This is a genomic window from Allobosea sp. (genome assembly GCF_051860145.1).
Taxonomy (GTDB): domain Bacteria; phylum Pseudomonadota; class Alphaproteobacteria; order Rhizobiales; family Beijerinckiaceae; genus Allobosea.
This window is the reverse complement of record NZ_JBHYEM010000021.1, coordinates 1-17,831: the sequence shown is the minus strand read 5'-3', so window position 1 is coordinate 17,831 and position 17,831 is coordinate 1. Positions and strand designations below refer to the sequence as shown.

The 17,831-nt window shown below is 68.1% G+C and carries 17 protein-coding genes; 11 read left to right on the top strand and 6 right to left on the bottom strand.

Annotation, left to right across the window (positions count from 1 at the left end; all coding sequences use genetic code 11):
* Window positions 1–415 precede the first annotated feature (415 nt).
* The 7 genes from ACTIF2_RS23355 (at window position 416) to ACTIF2_RS23325 (ending at window position 7,146) form a co-directional block, all read left to right on the top strand.
* Window positions 416–1,192: a carboxymuconolactone decarboxylase family protein gene (locus ACTIF2_RS23355; RefSeq protein WP_439499527.1), complete on the top strand. Its 777-nt coding sequence runs from the start codon at window positions 416–418 to the stop codon at window positions 1,190–1,192.
* A gap of 136 nt (window positions 1,193–1,328) precedes the next feature.
* The gene (locus tag ACTIF2_RS23350) at window positions 1,329–2,321 is read left to right on the top strand and encodes a Bug family tripartite tricarboxylate transporter substrate binding protein (protein ID WP_439499526.1); all 993 of its coding nucleotides are present in this window, start codon (window positions 1,329–1,331) and stop codon (window positions 2,319–2,321) included.
* A gap of 169 nt (window positions 2,322–2,490) precedes the next feature.
* A complete protein-coding gene (locus ACTIF2_RS23345; protein WP_439499525.1) occupies window positions 2,491–2,958 on the top strand; it encodes a tripartite tricarboxylate transporter TctB family protein in 468 nt (155 codons plus the stop codon).
* On the top strand, window positions 2,958–4,466 hold the full coding sequence (locus ACTIF2_RS23340; RefSeq protein ID WP_439499524.1) for a tripartite tricarboxylate transporter permease: 1,509 nt from the start codon (window positions 2,958–2,960) through the stop codon (window positions 4,464–4,466). Before ACTIF2_RS23345 ends, ACTIF2_RS23340 begins: the two co-directional genes overlap by 1 nt.
* Complete coding sequence (locus ACTIF2_RS23335) at window positions 4,463–5,167, top strand: SDR family oxidoreductase (RefSeq protein WP_439499523.1); 705 nt, start codon at window positions 4,463–4,465, stop codon at window positions 5,165–5,167. Before ACTIF2_RS23340 ends, ACTIF2_RS23335 begins: the two co-directional genes overlap by 4 nt.
* A gap of 9 nt (window positions 5,168–5,176) precedes the next feature.
* The gene (locus tag ACTIF2_RS23330) at window positions 5,177–6,136 is read left to right on the top strand and encodes an SDR family NAD(P)-dependent oxidoreductase (RefSeq protein ID WP_439499522.1); all 960 of its coding nucleotides are present in this window, start codon (window positions 5,177–5,179) and stop codon (window positions 6,134–6,136) included.
* Window positions 6,137–6,171: 35 nt separating this feature from the next.
* Complete coding sequence (locus ACTIF2_RS23325) at window positions 6,172–7,146, top strand: Bug family tripartite tricarboxylate transporter substrate binding protein (protein ID WP_439499521.1); 975 nt, start codon at window positions 6,172–6,174, stop codon at window positions 7,144–7,146.
* 18 nt (window positions 7,147–7,164) lie between these two features.
* Here the strand turns inward: ACTIF2_RS23325 and ACTIF2_RS23320 are convergent, their stop codons facing one another.
* The 6 genes from ACTIF2_RS23320 to ACTIF2_RS23295 are packed head-to-tail and all read right to left on the bottom strand — an operon-like array spanning window position 7,165 to window position 13,175.
* Window positions 7,165–8,370, bottom strand: coding sequence for a mandelate racemase/muconate lactonizing enzyme family protein (locus ACTIF2_RS23320; protein WP_439499520.1), 1,206 nt, complete (start codon window positions 8,368–8,370; stop codon window positions 7,165–7,167).
* Between the two features lie 10 nt (window positions 8,371–8,380).
* On the bottom strand, window positions 8,381–9,499 hold the full coding sequence (locus tag ACTIF2_RS23315) for a mandelate racemase/muconate lactonizing enzyme family protein (RefSeq protein WP_439499519.1): 1,119 nt from the start codon (window positions 9,497–9,499) through the stop codon (window positions 8,381–8,383).
* A gap of 47 nt (window positions 9,500–9,546) precedes the next feature.
* Entirely contained in the window at window positions 9,547–10,560 is a 1,014-nt protein-coding gene (locus ACTIF2_RS23310; RefSeq protein ID WP_439499518.1) for a TRAP transporter substrate-binding protein, read from the bottom strand.
* A 35-nt stretch (window positions 10,561–10,595) separates the two neighbouring features.
* Complete coding sequence (locus ACTIF2_RS23305; protein WP_439499517.1) at window positions 10,596–11,879, bottom strand: TRAP transporter large permease; 1,284 nt, start codon at window positions 11,877–11,879, stop codon at window positions 10,596–10,598.
* Entirely contained in the window at window positions 11,876–12,421 is a 546-nt protein-coding gene (locus ACTIF2_RS23300) for a TRAP transporter small permease (RefSeq protein ID WP_439499516.1), read from the bottom strand. Before ACTIF2_RS23300 ends, ACTIF2_RS23305 begins: the two co-directional genes overlap by 4 nt.
* Window positions 12,381–13,175, bottom strand: coding sequence for a FadR/GntR family transcriptional regulator (locus ACTIF2_RS23295; RefSeq protein ID WP_439499515.1), 795 nt, complete (start codon window positions 13,173–13,175; stop codon window positions 12,381–12,383). Before ACTIF2_RS23295 ends, ACTIF2_RS23300 begins: the two co-directional genes overlap by 41 nt.
* A 299-nt stretch (window positions 13,176–13,474) precedes the next feature.
* Here ACTIF2_RS23295 and ACTIF2_RS23290 point away from each other — a divergent pair, with 299 nt between their 5' ends.
* The 4 genes from ACTIF2_RS23290 to ACTIF2_RS23275 form a co-directional block, all read left to right on the top strand.
* The gene (locus ACTIF2_RS23290) at window positions 13,475–15,214 is read left to right on the top strand and encodes a type I secretion system permease/ATPase (RefSeq protein WP_439499514.1); all 1,740 of its coding nucleotides are present in this window, start codon (window positions 13,475–13,477) and stop codon (window positions 15,212–15,214) included.
* Window positions 15,211–16,527, top strand: a complete 1,317-nt coding sequence (locus tag ACTIF2_RS23285) for an HlyD family type I secretion periplasmic adaptor subunit (protein ID WP_439499513.1) — start codon at window positions 15,211–15,213, stop codon at window positions 16,525–16,527. Before ACTIF2_RS23290 ends, ACTIF2_RS23285 begins: the two co-directional genes overlap by 4 nt.
* A 182-nt stretch (window positions 16,528–16,709) precedes the next feature.
* Window positions 16,710–17,531, top strand: a complete 822-nt coding sequence (locus tag ACTIF2_RS23280; RefSeq protein ID WP_439499512.1) for a metallophosphoesterase family protein — start codon at window positions 16,710–16,712, stop codon at window positions 17,529–17,531.
* 70 nt (window positions 17,532–17,601) lie between these two features.
* Window positions 17,602–17,831: ATP-binding cassette domain-containing protein (locus ACTIF2_RS23275; RefSeq protein ID WP_439499511.1), on the top strand; the 230-nt coding region annotated here is incomplete at its 3' end.

Here is a 17,831-nt window from a genome sequence, read left to right as displayed (position 1 = left end):
CCGAGTTGTCATCCCGGGCAACCGAAGGGAGACCCGGGATCCATGCCTGAGCCTGGCGAGAGTTGCGTTCCGGCATGGATCCCGGCTCTGCGCCGCTGACGCGGCTTGGCCGGGATGACGCGTTGCGTGTCGGTGCGAACATAAGGGCGGAGTCGGGCCGTCATTGCGAGGAGCGGAAACGACCAAGCAAAAAACGGGCCGCCCGCAGGCCCCCCGGATTGTTCCAGGGGCAGCACGCAGTCCCCCTGGATTGCTTCGCTGCGCTCGCAATGACGGCGGTGTCGCGGCGCTCGCGATGACGGACGAGCCGCTTACGCATCGTGAAAGGGTGGTTCTCAGCCGGGAGGGGCGACCGCTCCGATCCATGCCGCGATAGTCGGGTCGCCGACGCATCGCGCCATGGAAGGACCGGATCTTGCCCGCCGAAGAGATTGCCCTGCCACCCGCCCTGCAGGCGCTGAAAGACCGGATCGTCGCGGAACGCGGCTATTGGCACCCCTTCCATGAGGGCCTGCTGCAGCACGACCCCGACTTCCTCGACGCCTATCTCTCCTTCCTGTCTCAGCCCTGGAAGACGGGGCTGCTCGAACCGAAGGTGCGGGAATTCATCTATATCGCCGTCGATGCGGCGGTGTCGCATATGTATGAGCGCGGCATGCGACGGCATATCGAGTTCGCGCTCGACAAGGGCGCGACGCCGGCGGAGGTGATCGAGGTCGTCCAGCTCACGGCCGGGCTCGGCGGCGAGAGCGCCGTGCTCGGCGTCCGCATCCTCGCCGAGGAGCTCAAGGCGGTTCGCGGCGAGGATGTCGCGCAGGCGCCGCTGAGCGACGACCAGCGCAAGCTGAAACAGGAATTCGTCGCGGTGATGGGCCATTGGCCCGCCTATGGCGACGCGTTCCTGGCGCTCGATCCGGCCTATCTGCGCTCCTTCCTGAAATTCGTCGGCGGCCCCTGGCAGCGCGGCACGCTGGCGCCGAAGGTCAAGGATTTCATCGCCATCGCCGTCAATGTCTCGCCCTCGACGCTGAACGAGGCCGGGGTGCGCCGGCATATCCGCAGCGCGCTCGGCCATGGCGCCTCGGCCGGCGAGATCATGGAGGTGATCCAGCTCGCGGCAGCGATCGCCATCCATAGCTGCACGATCGGCGTGCCGAACCTCGTCGAGGCGGCGGACGAACGCAGCGTCTAAGCCTGCTCTTTGCACACAGTGCAAGGATGGTTTCCCATCTCGCCGATTTCAGGCGGGGATGAGCGCTCTTAGCCTTGCGCGCAATGGCGGGGTCCGGATCACGGGCCAGAACAGCCTGCTCACGGGAGAACGCTCTATGCCGTCGATTCCATCGTTCCAGATCGCCCCGGCCCTGCTCGCGGCCAGCCTCATCGCCTGTCTTGCCGGGCCGGCCCAGGCGCAGGATGCCGCCGCCAGCTATCCCGACCGGGCGATCCGGCTCGTCGTGCCCTATCCGCCCGGCGGCACGACGGACCCGACGGCGCGCCTGATCGCGGCGAAGATCAGCGAGCGGCTGAAGCAGCCCGTCGTCGTCGAGAACAAGCCGGGCGCCGCCGGCTCGATCGGCACCGAGCATGTCGTGCGCGCCGCGCCGGACGGCTACACGCTGCTGTTCCACACCTCGGTCATCACCGTCGATCCGAGCTTCAAGAAGAATCTCGCCTATGACGTGCAGAAGGACCTGGTGCCGGTCGGCATCGCGGCGACAGGCCCCTATGTCCTCGCCGCGCACCCCTCGCTGCCGGCCAATACGCTGGCCGAGTTCATCGCCTATGCGAAGGCCAATCCCGGCAAGATCAATTACGGCTCGGCCGGCGTCGGCTCCTCGGGCCATCTCATCGGCGAACGCTTCAAGGCCGCGGCCGGGATCGACATGGTCCATATTCCCTACAAGGGCGGCGGCCCCTCGATCGTCGGCCTGACGGCCAACGAGGTCCAGGTCGTGTTCGACACCCTGGCCTCCAAGCCGCTGATCGACGCCGGCAAGCTCAAGGCGCTGGCGGTGACCGACACCCGGCGCTGGCCCGGCCTGCCGGACGTGCCGACCATCATGGAAGGCAGCCTCAAGGATTTCTCGGTCACGATCTGGGTCGGCATGTTCGCGCCGGCGAAGACGCCGCCAGCCATTGTCGAAAAGCTCAACACCGAGCTGCGCGCAGCGCTGGCCGACCCGACGCTGGTCACCCGCTTCGCCGAGATCGGCGTGGTACCGAACATCGAGACGACGGCGCAGGCGCGCGCCCGCGTCGACCAGGACATCGCCCGCTGGCGGCAAGTGATCGAGGCTGCGAAGATCGAGCCGCAATAACATCGCGCGAGACCGACCCTTCCGATTTCTGCAACGATCATCGCCGGCAATGGCGGCTTGAGCCGCCCTGCCGCAGCGCTAGCTTCTCCGACCGGCGCGGCGGCGCATGGCCCTCCGCCATGCCGACACCTCGCTTTACGTCCCATCGCCACAGGGAGGCGACCGCCACATGACCGAGAGCCGATCGTCCGGAGCGGCGACATCCCCACTCAACGGCGACACCGTTCTCGGATGCCTGGGTTTCGCCTTCGCCGGCTTCGCCTGGTGGCAGCTCGCCGATCTGCCGCTGTTCGAGGGGTTTCGCGTCGGCGCGGGCTATATGCCGCGCCTCGTGCTCGGCTGCCTGGTCCTTGTCTCGGCCGGGTTGCTGCTGCGCGGGCTCATGCGCGGCGGTGAAGCGATCGGCCGGCCGGCGCTGCGCCCGCTCGTGATGGTCTGCCTTGCGCTCGGCCTGTTCGCGCTGCTCATGGAGCGGGCGGGCCTGGCGCCGGCCTCCTTCGTCGCGGTCCTGGTCTGCACGGCTGCCGCGCATGATGTCCGGCCGGTCCGTTCGCTCGTGCTCGCGGTCGCGATCACGGCGGCGGGGCTCCTGCTCTTCGTGGAGCTGCTCGGGTTGCCGGTGAAGGTCTGGCCCTGATGGAGATCCTCTCGAACCTGGCCTTCGGCCTTCAGGTCGCCGGCACGCCCGCGAACATCATGTACTGCTTCGTCGGCGCCCTGCTCGGCACCTTCATCGGCGTGCTGCCGGGCCTCGGCCCGCTCGCGACCATCGCGATGCTGCTGCCGCTGACCTTCTCGCTGCCGCCGACGGGCGCGCTGATCATGCTCGCCGGCATCTATTACGGCGCGCAATATGGCGGCTCGACCACGGCGATCCTGTGCCGGTTGCCGGGCGAATCCTCCGCGGTGATGACCGCCATCGACGGCTATCAGATGGCGCGCCAGGGCCGCGCCGGCCCGGCTCTGGCGATCGCGGCGCTCGGCTCGTTCTTCGCCGGCTGCGTCGCGACGCTGGTGATCGCGGTGGCGGCGCCGCCGCTCAGCGCGCTCGGCCAGCGCTTCGGCGCGCCGGAATATTTCGCGCTGATGGTGCTGGGGCTGGTCGCCGCCGTCGTCATCGCCCATGGCTCGGTGCTGAGAGCCATCCTGATGATCCTGGTCGGGCTCGTGCTCGGCCTCGTCGGCACCGATGTCGACAGCGGCATCAAGCGCCTGACCTTCGGCATCCCCTCGCTCGCCGACGGGCTCGACATCGCGCCCGTCGCCATGGGCCTGTTCGGCATCGCCGAGATCATTCGCAATCTTGAAGCGCGGGTCAGCCGCAACGAGATCGAGCAGGAGATCAAGGGCCTGATGCCGACCCGGCAGGACCTGAAGCAGGCGGCGCCGGCCGTGCTGCGCGGGACGATGCTGGGCTCGATCCTCGGCATCCTGCCCGGCGGCGGCGCCCTTCTGAGCTCCTTTGCCGCCTATGTCCTGGAGAAGCGGATCAGCCGGCACCCTGAACGGTTCGGGCGGGGCGCGATCGAAGGCGTCGCGGCGCCCGAGAGCGCCAACAATGCCGGCGCGCAGACCTCCTTCATCCCGATGCTGACGCTCGGCATCCCGTCGAACCCGATCATGGCGCTAATGATGGGCGCGCTGATGATCCACGGCGTCCAGCCCGGCCCAGGCGTGATGACCAAGCAGCCCGATATCTTCTGGGGCGTCATCGTCAGCATGTGGATCGGCAACCTGATGCTGCTCGTCATCAACCTGCCGATGATCCGGGTCTGGGTCTGGATCCTGCGCATCCCCTATGCGGTGCTGTTCCCCGCCATCCTCCTGCTCTGCTCGATCGGCGTCTACACGGTGAACTCCTCGACGCTCGATGTCGGCGTGATGCTGCTCTTCGGCGTCGTCGGCTATCTGCTGACCAAGTTCGGCTGCGAGCCGGCGCCGCTCCTGCTCGGCATCATCCTGGGGCCGCTCATGGAAGAGAACCTGCGGCGCGCCCTGACGATCTCGCGCGGCGACCCGCTGATCTTCCTGCAGCATCCGATCAGCGCCGGACTGCTCGCGCTCTCGGCGCTGCTGCTCATCTCGGTGCTGCTGCCGTCGATCCGCGCCAAGCGCGACGTCGTATTCGAAGAGGACGCATCATGATCGAGGGGTTTCGCATCGTGCTGGGCGATGGCGCGCCGCGCCTGCGCGAGGCGCTGGCTGGCGGATTGCACGCGCTGGGCGCCGAGATCGTGCCGGCTCCGCCGGGCGACGATCCCGATGCGCTCGGCAGTGCAATCCTGTCCGGCGGCGCCGTCGATGCCGTGGTGACGCTGCCGGGCACGGCGCGAACCGGCGATTTCGCCGAGCTCGACGATGCTGATTGGGACGCCGGGCTGACCGAAGGGCTGCATCGCCGCTTCATCGTCGCGCGGGCGCTCGCGCCGCATTTCGTGGCGCGCGGCCGGGGCGCCTTCGTGCATCTCGTGCCTGCCGCAGCCTTCATTGGCGACCACGGCTACGCGCCGGTCGCGGCAGCGGGAATGGCGGCGGCCGGGCTCTCGCGCTCGATCGCGCTCGACCTGGCCGAGTCCGGCGTCAGGTCGAACTGCCTCGGCCTGTTCGACGGGGCGGATGACGCCGCAGCCGCCACCGCCTTTCTGCTGAGCGAGGCGGCAAGCGCCATCCAGGGGCAGATCCTCGTCCTGCGCGGGGGCGGCATCCACCTGCTCGGCCAGCCGCGGCCGCTGCGGGTGCTTCATCGCGACGGAGGCTGGCGCGCCGAAGGCCTCGCCGCAGGGCTCGCCCGCCCCTGGGCCGGCGCCTTCGTACCGGCCGGCGAGACGATCCATGACGCATTCTGAGGCCGAGGCATGAGCGCCAATTCCGAGAACTCCGAACCAGGCGCCCTGCTGAAGGGCAAGGTCGCGATCGTGACCGGCGCCGGGCGCGGCATCGGCCGTGCCATCGCCCTGCAAATGGCCGCCGCCGGCGCCAAGGTCGTCGTCAACGATCTCGGCGTCTCGGTGGCGGGCGACAGCGAGGGCCACGATCCGGCCGACACCGTCGTCGCCGAGATCGCCGCCGCGGGAGGCGAGGCGATCGCCGACAAGGGCAGCGTGACCGACCGGGTCGCGACGCGCGCCATGGTCGAGCGCGCGCTCGACGGCTTCGGGCGCATCGACGTCGTGGTCAACAATGCCGGCATCATCCGGATGGCGCGCTTCGACCAGATGACGCCCGGCGACTGGCGCGCCGTCATCGGCGTCCATCTCGACGGCTCCTATAATCTCAGCCGGGCGGCCGCTCCGCATTTCCGGCGGCAGCGCGCCGGCGCCTATGTCCACATGACCTCGGCGAGCGGCCTGATCGGCTCGACCAGCCAGGCGAATTACGCGGCGGCCAAGCTCGGCCTCGTCGGGCTGTCCAAGGCGCTCGCGCTCGACATGGCGGCGGACGGCGTGCGCTCGAACTGCATCGCGCCGTCGAGCACGAGCCGGATGACCGAGCTCACCGATGGCAGCCGGCGGCATCTGATGTCGGAGGCGGACCTCGCCATCCTGGCGCGCTCGCGCGCCGCCTCGCAGCCCGACCAGATGGCGCCGCTCGCCGTCTTCCTGGCGAGCGACGCCGCAGCCGGCGTCAACGGCCAGGTGATCGGCGCGCGCGGCAACGAGCTCTACCTGTATGGCCAGCACCGGCCGGTCCGGATGCTCCATGCGGCCGAAGGCTGGACCGCGCAGGCGCTCGCGGAGCGCGTCCCGACGGCCTGGGCAGCGTCCCTGACGCCGCTCGAGCGCATCACCGACGTGTTCCGCTGGGCGCCGGTCTAGCAGGCAGCCAAGAAAAAGACGGGAAGGAAACGACGATGCTAAGACGCCAGTTCTGCACCATGATGATCGCCGGCGGCGCGCTCGCCGGGCTGAACCCCATCGCAGCGGCCCAGTCCGGCTATCCGGACCGGCCGGTCAAGATCGTCGTGCCCTATGTGCCCGGCGGCGTCACCGACACGATGGCGCGGCTGCTGGCGCAAAAGCTCACGGAGCGGCTGAAGCAATCGGTCATCGTCGAGAACCGGCCGGGCGCCGGCGGCGTGATCGGCACCGAGAACGTCATCCGCGCCGCGCCGGACGGGCTCTCGCTGCTGTTCGCCACGGCGACGCTCACCGTCTATCCGAGCTTCGAGAAGAATTTCACCTATGACATCGAGAAGGACCTGAAGCCGGTCACCATCGTGTCGTCGGCGCCCTATGTGATCCTGGTCGGCAAGGATTCGCCCTTCCGCAGCTTGAAGGACCTGATCGACTACGCCAAGGCCAATCCCGACAAGCTGAATTTCGGCTCGCCGGGCTACGGCACCTCGACCCATCTCGCCTTCGAGGCCTTCCTCGCCGCGGCGGGCGTCAAGGCGGTGCATATCCCCTACAAGGGCAGCGCCGCGGTGCTGCCGGCCCTGACCTCGAACGAGGTCCAGGCGATGATGGACACCTATATCGGCGTCGCCGGCGCGGTCGAGGCCGGCCATGTCCGGGCGCTGGCGATCACGGCGGACGAGCGCGCGAGTTTTGCGCCGGCGATCCCGACCATGGCCGAGGCCGGGCTGCCGGGCTTCACGGTCGACACCTGGTTCGCGGTGCTGGCGCCGGGCAAGACGCCGGACGCCATCGTCGAAAAGCTCAACCGCGAGATCGGCGCGGTGCTGAAGGATCCGCAGGTCGCGGCGAGCTTCAGCAATCAGGGCAAGGTCATCGGCAATAGCCCGGCGGAGTTCGCCCGCACGATCGGCCAGGACCGCGCGAAATGGGCCAGGACGATCGCGGCGGCGGGGATCAAGCCGCAATAGGCCCGCCCCAGTTGCCTCTCACCCCTCCCCGAGCCGGCTGAAGCGCACGATCGCATCCTGGCGCTGGTCCAGATCGGGCAGGAGCTCGAGCCCCAGCCCCGGCGCCTCGGAGACCGTGATCATGCCGTTCTCGGCTTTCGGCAGCTCGGTGACCAGCTCGGTGTACCAGCCCGTGTAGAAGGCCCGCACCGATTCCTGGATCAGCGCGTTGCGGGCATGCAGCGAGAAATGGCAGGAGGCGGCGTAGACCACCGGGCCGGTGCAGTCATGCGGCGCGACCGGCGTGTGCCAGGCCTCCGCCATGCCGGCGATCTTGCGGGCCTCCGACAGCCCGCCGCACCAGGACAGGTCGAGCATGACGACGCCGGCCGCCTTGGTCTCGAGATAGTCGCGGAAGGAGTGGGTATAGGCCAGCGTCTCGGAGGCGCAGACCCAGGCCTTGGAATGGCGGGCGTATTCGCCGAGATCCTGGACATTGTCGAGCCGGAACGGGTCCTCGTGCCAGTAGGTGTCGAACTCGGCCAGTCGCTCGGCCAGCTTCTTGGCCATGGGCAGGCTCCAGAGCGAGTGGAACTCGACCATGATGTCCATCTTGTCGCCGACGGCCTTCCGGATCTTGCGGAAGGGTTCGAGCGCCGTGTTCAGCTCCTGGGGCGTGATGTCCCAGCCGGCCGAGCGCTCGGCGGCAATGTCGAAGGGCCAGATCTTCATGCCAGTGATGCCCTGCTCCAGCAGGGAATGGGCGAGCTCGTCGGCCCTGTATAGGAAGCCTTCGAGGTCCTCATAGGGGCCGCCCTGCTCGCCGACATGCCAGTTGGCGACGGCCTGCGAGCGCGTGTCGCGGATATATTTGTAGCCGGCGCAGGTGTTGTAGGTGCGGATCGTCTCGCGCGCCCGGCCGCCGAGCGCGACCGAGATCGGCTGGCCGATCGCCTTGCCGTAGATGTCCCAGAGCGCGATGTCGACGGCTGAGTTGCCGCGCGTCTCGACGCCCGAGCCGCGCCAGCCGAGATAATTGCCGAGGCTCGCATTGCGGGCCTCGATCTGGAGCGGGTCCTGGCCGAGCAGCTTCGGCGCGACGCTCTCATGCAGATAGGCCTCGACGGCGGCGGCGCCCATGAAGGTCTCGCCCAGCCCGACGAGCCCGTCATCGGTATGGAGCCTGACCCAGACGATATTGCCGAACTCGGTCAGGCGGATGGTCTCGACGGCGGTGATCTTCATCGAATGCTGCTCATGCAAGGGGTTGGGCGAAGCGGGCGAAAGCGTCCGCGGTCGGGGTGGTGCCGGCGCCGGGCTGCTGCGGGCGCAGGAACCAGCCGTCGACGACATCGGCCGGCTCGACGAAGGCGTCCTTGATCCAGGGGATGTATTCCAGGAGCGGCGTCGCCTGATGCCAATAGGCGAGATGGACATGGACCTGGCTCATCTCGCCGGCATGCGGCGCGACCGGCAGGCGATGGGCAAGCGCCAGCTCGGCGACCTGGATGTACTCGGTGATGCCGCCGAGCCTGGTCACGTCGGGCTGGACGTAATGGATCGCATCGGCCGCGACGAAGGCGCGGAAAGCGTCGAGCGAATAGAGCTGCTCGCCGAGCGCGACGGGGATCGAGGTCGCTTTCGCCAGCGCCGCGTGCGAGCCGACATCGTCATACCAGAGCGGTTCCTCGAACCAGAAGATGTCGAGCCCCTCGGCGCGGGCGCAGAAGCGCTTGCAGGTCGGCAGGTCCCATTTGCCGTTGCCGTCGATCGCCATGGTGACATGGTCGCCGACGGCACGGCGCACGGCTTCGAGCCGGTGGATATCGGTGCCGATATCGGCATGCCCGACCTTGATCTTGATGCGGCGAAAACCGTCGCGCTCGACCGCCATGCGGGCGCCCTCGACGAGCTCGTCCTTCGGGATCGAGAGCCAGCCGATATCGGTGTTGTAGGCGTCGAGCTTCGGCTTCGTCGCGCCACCGAGCAGGTGCCAGAGCGGCACGCCGGCCGCCTTGGCCTTGAGATCCCAGAGCGCGACATCGACGGCGGCGAGCGCAAGCTGGGTGATGCCGGCGCGACCCACCCATTGCAGAGCGGGATGACGGGCGAGCTTGAGCCAGAGCCGCGTGATCTCGGAGGCATCCTCGCCGATCAGCAGCGGCGCGTAGCAGTCGCGGATGCAGGCGGTGATCAGCCGGTCGGAGGCGAGGTCGGCATGGGTTCCGGTGAAGCCGTAGCCCGCGAGCCCGTCCTCGGTGACGATCTTCGCGCCGACGACGCCCCAATGGCTGATGCGATGGGTCGAGTCGGCGATCGAGCCGCCGGTGACCGGAATATGCAGGATGAAGGGTTCGATTGTTGCGATGCGCATGGCGGACGCCCCCGGAACCGCTGGCGCGGCTCCGGGGACTCTCCCTATCAGTTCGAGCCGCGGATCTTGGCGAGGTCGGCCTTCAGGCGCTCGATCGTCTCCTTGCCGATCGTCGCCTCGTGGCGCTGATAGACCGCAGCCGTTGCCTCGCGCATCTTGGTCAGCTCGGCCGGAGCGACCTCGGAGACCTGCATGCCCTGCTTCTTCAGGTTCGCCAGCGACTTGTCGTTGAGCTCGCGCGAGACGCGGCGCTCCTCGTCGCGGCCGACGATCGAGCAGTCGGTCAGGATCGCCTGCTCCTCGGGCGAGAGCTGGTCCCAGAGTTTCTTGGAGTAGAGCGCCAGGAACGGCGTATAGGCGTGGCGCGTCATCGTCAGGTATTTCTGCACCTCGTAGAGCTTGGAGGTATCGATGGTGACGAGCGGGTTCTCCTGCCCGTCGATGGCGTGGGTCTCCAGCGCCGCAAAGACCTCGCCGAAGGCCATCGGGGTGGCGTTGGCGCCCATGCTCTTGAAGCTGTCGAGGAAGATGTTGTTCTGCATGACGCGGACCTTGAGGCCGGTCAGTTCCTCAGCCTTCGACACCGCGCGCTTGGAATTGGTCAGGTTGCGGAAGCCGTTCTCCCAGTAGGACAGGTTGACGACGCCGAAGGCGGGCAGCTTCTCGGCGATATACTTGCCGAAAGCGCCGTCGAGGATCGCGTCGGCCTCCTTCTCGTTGGTGAAGAGGAAGGGCAGGTCGAAGACGCCGAGCTCAGGCATGATGCCGACCAGCGGCGAGGAGGAGGTGATCACCATCTCCTGCGTGCCGGCGCGCAGCGCCTGGGTCGCCTGCAGGTCGCCGCCGAGCGCGCCGCCCCAGAAGGCCTGGAGCTTGAGCTTGCCGCCCGACTTCTCGGCCATGCAGGCCTTCATCTTGGCGACGCCGTTGCCGACCGGGTGGTCCTCGTTGATGCCGTTGGAGACGCGGATGTTGCGCTCCTTGACCTGGGCCTGGGCCGAGCCGGCGAGAGCGGCGAGCGCGACGCCGGCCAAGATCGAGACGAGACGGGTTTTGAGCATGACGTTCTCCCTGTTTGCCTTGTTGTGGATTGGGATCAGCGACCGCTCAGCCAGGCGAGCGGAACGGTCACGAGTTGCGGGAAGAAGACGAGCAGCAGCATCGCCAGCGTCTGGGCGACGAGGAACGGCCAGACGCCGCGGATGACGAGGCTCATCGGGATGCGCGCCACGCCGCAGACGACGTTGAGCACGATGCCGACGGGCGGGGTGATCAGCCCGATGGCGTTGTTGATGATGAAGAGCACGCCGAAATAGATCGGGTCGATGCCGGCCTGCTTGATGACGGGCATCAGCACCGGTGTCAGGATCAGCACCGTCGGCGTGAAATCGAGCGCGGTGCCGACGACCATGACCAGCAGCATGATGACGAGCAGCAGCGCCGTCTTGTTCTCCATGAAGGGCGCGAGCAGGCTCGAGAGCTCGGCCGGGATGTTGGCCTGCGTGATCAGCCAGGCCGAGACGACGGCGGCGGCGACCAGCAGCATGACGGCGCTCGTCGTCTTCGCGGCCATCAGCGTGACCTTGTAGAGGTCGCGGACCTTGAGCTCGCGATAGACGAACATCCCGACGACCAGCGCATAGACCGTCGCGACGACGGCTGCCTCCGTCGGCGTGACGATGCCGAAGCGGATGCCGCCGAGGATCGCGATCGGCATCAGCAAGGCGAGCGCGCCGTCCCAGGTCGCCTGCAGCCGCTCCCTGCCGCTGCGCCGCGGCAGGACCGTGATCTTGTCGTGCCGGCAGACGATGAACCAGGCGATCACCAGCGAGAGGCCGATGATCAGGCCGGGCACGACGCCGGCCAGGAAGAGCTTCGTGATCGAGAGGTTGGCGGCGACGCCGAAGACGATGAAGCCGATCGAGGGCGGGATGATCGGCGCGATGATGCCGCCGGACGCGATCAGGCCGGCGGAGCGGCCGGTGTCGTAGCCGGCCTGGCGCATCATCGGCAGCAGGATCGAGGCCAGCGCGGCGGTGTCGGCCGCGGCCGAGCCCGAGAGCGAGGCCATGATGATCGAGGCGAAGATCGCGACATAGCCGAGGCCGCCATGGAGATGGCCGACGAGCGACAGGGCGAAATTGACGATGCGCTTCGACAACCCGCCGGCATTCATCAGCTCGCCGGCGAGAAGGAAGAACGGGATCGCCAGCAACTGGAAGGAATCGGCTCCGACGATCATGTTCTGGGCGATGATCTGGGTGTCGAAGACGCCGAGCCAGAGCATCAGGCAGACCGCGCAGACGATCAGCGCGAAGGCGATCGGCATGCCGAGCGCCATCGCCCCGCAAAGCGAGAGCAGGAAGATGGCGACGGTCATTCCAGGTGCCCCTTCAGGTCATGCGAGGGGTTGCCGCTATAGTCGCCGGCGAATTCGGCGAGCTCGAACTCGCCGAGCTTGCCCGTCAGCGCCCGGATCAGCCGGGACAGCGTGATGAAGCCGATGCCGAGGCCGGCGAAGTAGAGCACGCCGTAGACATAGCCCATGCTCAGCCCGGTGACCGGGGCTACGGCGCTGGCGTTGATCTCGTGCTGCTTCCAGGTGCCGTCGAGTAGCATCACGCAGCAGGCGAGCACGATCAGGTCGCTGACGACCATGCAGACCAGGCGCTTGCGCGGGCCGATAGCGCCGACCAGCGTGTCGACGCCGAGATGACCGTTCTCGCGCATCACGACGACGGCGCCGATATAGGTCAGCCAGACGAAGAAATAGCGCGACAGCTCCTCGGAAATGTCGATGCCGGAATTGAAGGCATAGCGCAGCACGACATTGCCGAAGACCATCACCACCATCCCGGCCAGCAGGATGACGAGGGCGGCCTCAAGCCCGCGTAAGACCCATCTCTCTGCGTTGGCGAGCATTCTGCGCTTCCTCTGTTGTTTTTCTGGTCAGACCTCGTTCCGGGTCCGCAGCTTGTCCGGCTCGCGCGTGGCCGCGCTCCATATCGGCCCGTGCGATGCCGAGCAGCGCGACCATGGCCTCGCGCGCCTGGTCGGGCCGGCGCTCCGCGATCGCGCTCGCGACATGGCGATGGATCGCGACCGAGGCTTGGGCACGCTCATGATCATGCATCGACAGCCGGAAGGAGGCCTTCAGCACCGCATGCAGGACGGGCTGGAGCTGAATCAGGAGGATGTTTCCCGAAGCCTGCAGGATCGCCTCGTGGAAGCGGAAATCCATGGCTTCGTGCCGGGCCTTGTCGGACGAGCCGGCCATCTCCGCCAAAGCCGTGGTGACGGCCTCGATCTGCTCCGGCGTGCCGCGCTCGGCGGCAAGCGCCGCGGCGGCCGGCTCGATCATGCCGCGCAGCTCGAGCAGGTCGCGCTCGAAGCCATGCGCCAGGTCGGCATCGGTGATCCAGTCCATCACCTGCGGGTCGAGCAGCCGCCAGGCCGAGATCGGCTGGATGCGCGAGCCGACGCGCGGCCCCGTCGTGATCAGGCCGAGCGCCTGCAAGGTCTTCGTCACCTCGCGGATCACGGTACGGCTGACGCCGAACCGGGCCACTAGGTCGTCCTCGCGCGGCAAGGCGCCGTCATGGCCGATCTGGCCGCCGACGATCATGCGGCCGAGCTGGTCGACGAGATGCGAATGGAAATTCGGCGGGCGGCTCATGAGAAGATCATATTATAATATGAATGAGTCGCAAGCGCCGATCGCGGGCACCGTTGCGCCGGGCCGGAGCGGGGCGCACGACCGGCGACCTACTCCGCTCGGGTAGATTGCTCATCCACGACAACAGCAATACGATCAGGCAAAAGAGCATGCCGAAGGGGAAATCCGGCGCGAATGATTTGGTGTTCGCGTAGTTCCGCTGTGATAATCTTGGTGTCCCGGCCGGCGTCGATGTTGTCGGCGCCGGGTAGATTTGCTTTGAGCCTCGGAGCTCTCTCGGTTTTGGACGAGGCCCTGTCTTGATCCGTCGTTCTCCGCCCGCCCGTTCAGCCTCGATCGTCGCCTCGGCGCTGGCCTCGTGTCGCGGGGCGTTCCTGGCGGTCGGGGTATTTTCCGGCCTGATCAACCTCCTGATGCTGTCCGGCTCGTTCTACATGCTGCAGGTCTATGACCGGGTTCTGAGCTCGCGCAGCGTCGCGACGCTGGTCGGGCTCTCGCTGCTGCTCCTGGCGGCCTATGCCCTGCAGGGCTTTCTCGATGCGATCCGGGTGCGCATGCTGGCGCGGATCGGCGCGCGGTTCGACGAGCAGGTCTCGCCCTCGGCCTTCGCCGCGGCCCAGAAGCTGCCCTTGCTCGGCCTGCGCGCCGACCAGGCGATGCAGCCGATCCGCGACCTCGACCAGGCCCGCGGCTTCCTGGCCTCGCTCGGCCCGACCGCCCTGTTCGACATGCCGTGGATGCCGCTGTTCTTCGCCGGCTGCTTCCTGCTGCATCCCTGGCTCGGCTGGCTCGCCATCGGCGGCGGGATCGTGATCCTGCTTCTGACCTTCCTGACCGAACTCGGCAGCCGCGAGGCGACGACCGCGCAAATGACGAGCGGGCTGGCGCGCCACACCCTCGTCGAGGCCAGCCGCCGCAATGCCGAAGCGCTGACGGCGATGGGCATGGGCGGCGCCTTCCAGGCGAAATGGCGCGACGCCAATCTGCGCCATATCCGCGACTGGCTCGCGGGCGCCGACGCGACCAGCGGAATCGGCGCCTTCGCCAAGGTCTTCCGCATGGTGCTGCAATCGGCGGTGCTGGGGCTCGGCGCCTATCTGGTGATGCAGGGCGAGCTCTCCGGCGGCGCGATGATCGCCGCCTCGATCATGACCTCGCGCGCGCTGGCGCCGATCGAGATCGCGGTCGCGCATTGGAAGGGCTTCGTCGCGGCCCGCCAGGGGATCGAGCGCCTGAGAAAGGTGCTGGACGCGCCCGCCTTCCTCGACCGCGACCGCACCGCCCTGCCCGCACCTCGGCGCGAGCTCTCGGCCGGCGGCCTGGTCGTCGCCGCGCCCGGCCGCCAGGCGCCGATCCTGCACGGGGTGTCGCTCAAGCTCGATGCCGGCCAGGGGCTCGGCATCATCGGGCCGAGCGCTTCGGGAAAGTCGACGCTGGTCCGGGCGCTGGTCGGCGTCTGGCGCCCGCTCAAGGGCGAGGTGCGCCTCGACGGTGCGGCGCTCGAGCAATGGCCGACGCAGGAGCTCGGCCGCCATATCGGCTATCTGCCGCAGGATATCGAGCTGTTCGACGGCACGGTCGCCGAGAACATCGCCCGTTTCGAGCCCGAGGCCTCCGACGAGGCGATCGTCGCCGCGGCCCAGGCCGCCGGCGCCCATGACCTGATCCTCAAGCTCGAGAAGGGCTACGACACCCGCATCGGCGAGGACGGCGCGACACTCTCCGGCGGCCAGCGCCAGCGGGTCGGCCTGGCGCGGGCCCTTTATGGCGATCCCTTCCTCGTCGTCCTCGACGAACCCAATTCCAATCTCGACCATGACGGGGACGAGGCCCTGACGGTCGCCGTCAAGGGCATCCGCGCGCGCGGCGGCATCGTCATCGTCGTCACGCACCGGCAGACGGCGATCGCCGGCGTCGATCAGATTGCGGTGATGGCGGAGGGCCGCATCCAGGGATTCGGGCCGAAGGAAGAAATCCTGCAGAAGGTGATGCGGCGCGGCGGCCTGCCGAGCGTCCAGCGCCAGACGATGACGCCATGACCAGCAGCGCCAACGACAAGACCGAGTTCACGCGCTCGCTCAGGGGGCTTGCCCTGCTCGGCGGCGCGGGCATCGCCCTGTTCGCCGGCACGATCGGCGTCTGGGCAGTCGCCACGACGCTGTCCGGCGCGGTCGTCGCCAGCGGGCAGTTCGTGGTCGACGGCAACGTCAAGAAGGTCCAGCACGCAACCGGCGGGATCGTCGGCGAGCTCCTGGTCCGCGACGGCGACAAGGTCGAGCAGGATGCCGTCCTGATCCGGCTCGACGACACCGTCACCCGCGCCAATCTCCAGGTGGTCACCAAGCAGCTCGATCAGTTCGCCGCCCGCCGTGCCCGCCTCGAGGCCGAACGCGACGGCCGCGCAAGCGTCACGGTCGATCCCGAGCTCGCCGGCCGGCTGAAGGAGCCGGCCATCACCGAGCTGGTCACGGCCGAAGGCAACCTGTTCACTGCCCGCCGCGCGGCGCGCGACGGCCAGAAGGCGCAGCTCGCCAGGCGCGTCGGCCAGCTCGAGGACGAGATCGCCGGGCTCAGGGCGCAGCAGAAGGCTCGCGACCGCCAGGCGACCCTGATCGACGAAGAGCTGCTCGGGGTCAGGGACCTCTACCAGAAGAACCTCGTCTCGCTCAGCCGCAGGGCGGCGCTCGACCGCGAGGCCGCCAATCTCGAAGGGCGCAAGGGCCAGCTGATCGCGGCGGTGGCGCAGGCCGAGGGCAAGATCGCCGAGACGCAGCTCCAGATCATCCAGATCGACGATGCCTTGCGCGAAGAGGTGATGAAGGAGCTGCGCGAGATCCAGGGCAAGAGCGCGGAGCTGGTCGAACGGCGCATCGCCGCGGAGGACCAGCTCAAGCGCGTCGAGATCCGCGCGCCGAGCGCGGGCTATGTGCATCAGCTCGCGGTCCACACCATTGGCGGCGTCATCACGCCGGCGGACCCGGCCATGCTGATCGTCCCGGCCGAGGACGGCCTCCAGGTCGAGGCGAGGGTCAATCCGCCCGATATCGACCAGATTGGCCTCGGACGCGCCGCGCTGGTCCGGATCCGCGCCTTCAACCAGCGCACCACGCCCGAGCTCAACGGCAAGGTCTCGCGCATCTCCGCCGACACCAGCCTCGACCGGCAGAGCGGCGCGAGCTTCTACACCGTCCGGGTCTCGATCGCGCCCGGGGAGCTCGCGCGCCTCGCACCACACCGCGTCTCGGCCGGCATGCAGGCCGACGTCTTCGTGAAGACCGAAGACCGCACGCCGCTGCAGTTCATCGTCAAGCCACTGATGGACCAGATCGCCAAGACTTTTCGGGAGCGCTAGCGCCCGCCGCAGGCGCGCCGCCGCCCGATCGCCCTGCGTTCCGACGCCGGCTGCGGCGTGCCTTGAAATACATTTGTGTCATCAAAAATTCATCTGTATGGTCCACTGCAAAGCCGCCGCGGGTCGACCCCCTGAGAGCGGCACGACCTCCCGTCCAGGGAGGCGCTAGCGGAGGGAAGCCCATGCTGCGTGTCCTGCAGATTTCGGACACTCATCTCAGTCCGACCAAGCGGCATTTCGCCTGCAACTGGGAGCCGCTCAGGGCGTGGCTCGTCGAGCAGAAGCCGGATCTCGTCATCCATACCGGTGACGTCACCGTCGATGGCGCCGACCAGGACGAGGACATGAGCCATTGCGCCGAGCTGCTCACCGGGCTCGGCGTGCCGGTGCTCAGCGTGCCCGGCAACCATGATGTCGGAGAGGCATATCATCCGCACCAGCCGGTCAATGCCGAGCGGCTGGCACGCTGGCAGAGCCATTTCGGGACCGACCGCTGGGTGCGCGATCTCGAGAGCTGGCGCCTGATCGGCCTCAACGCGATGCTGTTCGGCAGCGACAGCTCTGACGAGGCACGCCAGCTCGCCTGGCTGGAGCAGCAGATGCAGCAGGCCGGAGAGCGGCGCATCGCCTGGTTCCTGCACCGGCCGCTGTTCATCGAAGCGCCCGAGGAGGGCGACATGGGCTATTGGAGCGTGCCGCCGGCACCCCGCGCCAAGCTCCTTGAACTTGTCCGCAAGCACGAGGTCGCGATCGTCGCCAGCGGCCATTTGCACCGCGCGCATGATCTCGTGCTCGACGACACGCGCTATATCTGGGGGCCCTCCTCCGGCTTCGTCGTTGGGCCTGCGCTCCAGCCCGGCATGGCCGGAGCCACCAGCCTCGGCGCCGTCGTCTACGAGTTCGACGGGGCCGGATTCTCGGCCGCGATCCACGAGATCACCGCGCTCCAGACGCTCTGGATCGATGACGTGATCCACGAGGTCTACCCGCCCCGCGCGGCCTGACGCCGGCCCAACGACAAGACCACGCCCGAGACGGGGACAACCCGATCAGGGCTCAAACAGGAGGCGAAAGGTGGCAGCAGTCGATCTGACGTCCATCGCCAAATCCTTCGGATCGACCAAGGTGCTGGACGGCATCGACCTGTCGATCACCGAGGGCGAGTTCCTCACGCTTGTCGGCCCGTCCGGCTGCGGCAAGTCCACCCTGATCCGCATCATTGCCGGCCTGGAGAACCAGGATGGCGGCAGCGTCGCGATCGGCGGCAAGCCGGTCGACCATCTGCGCGCGCATGAGCGGCGGGT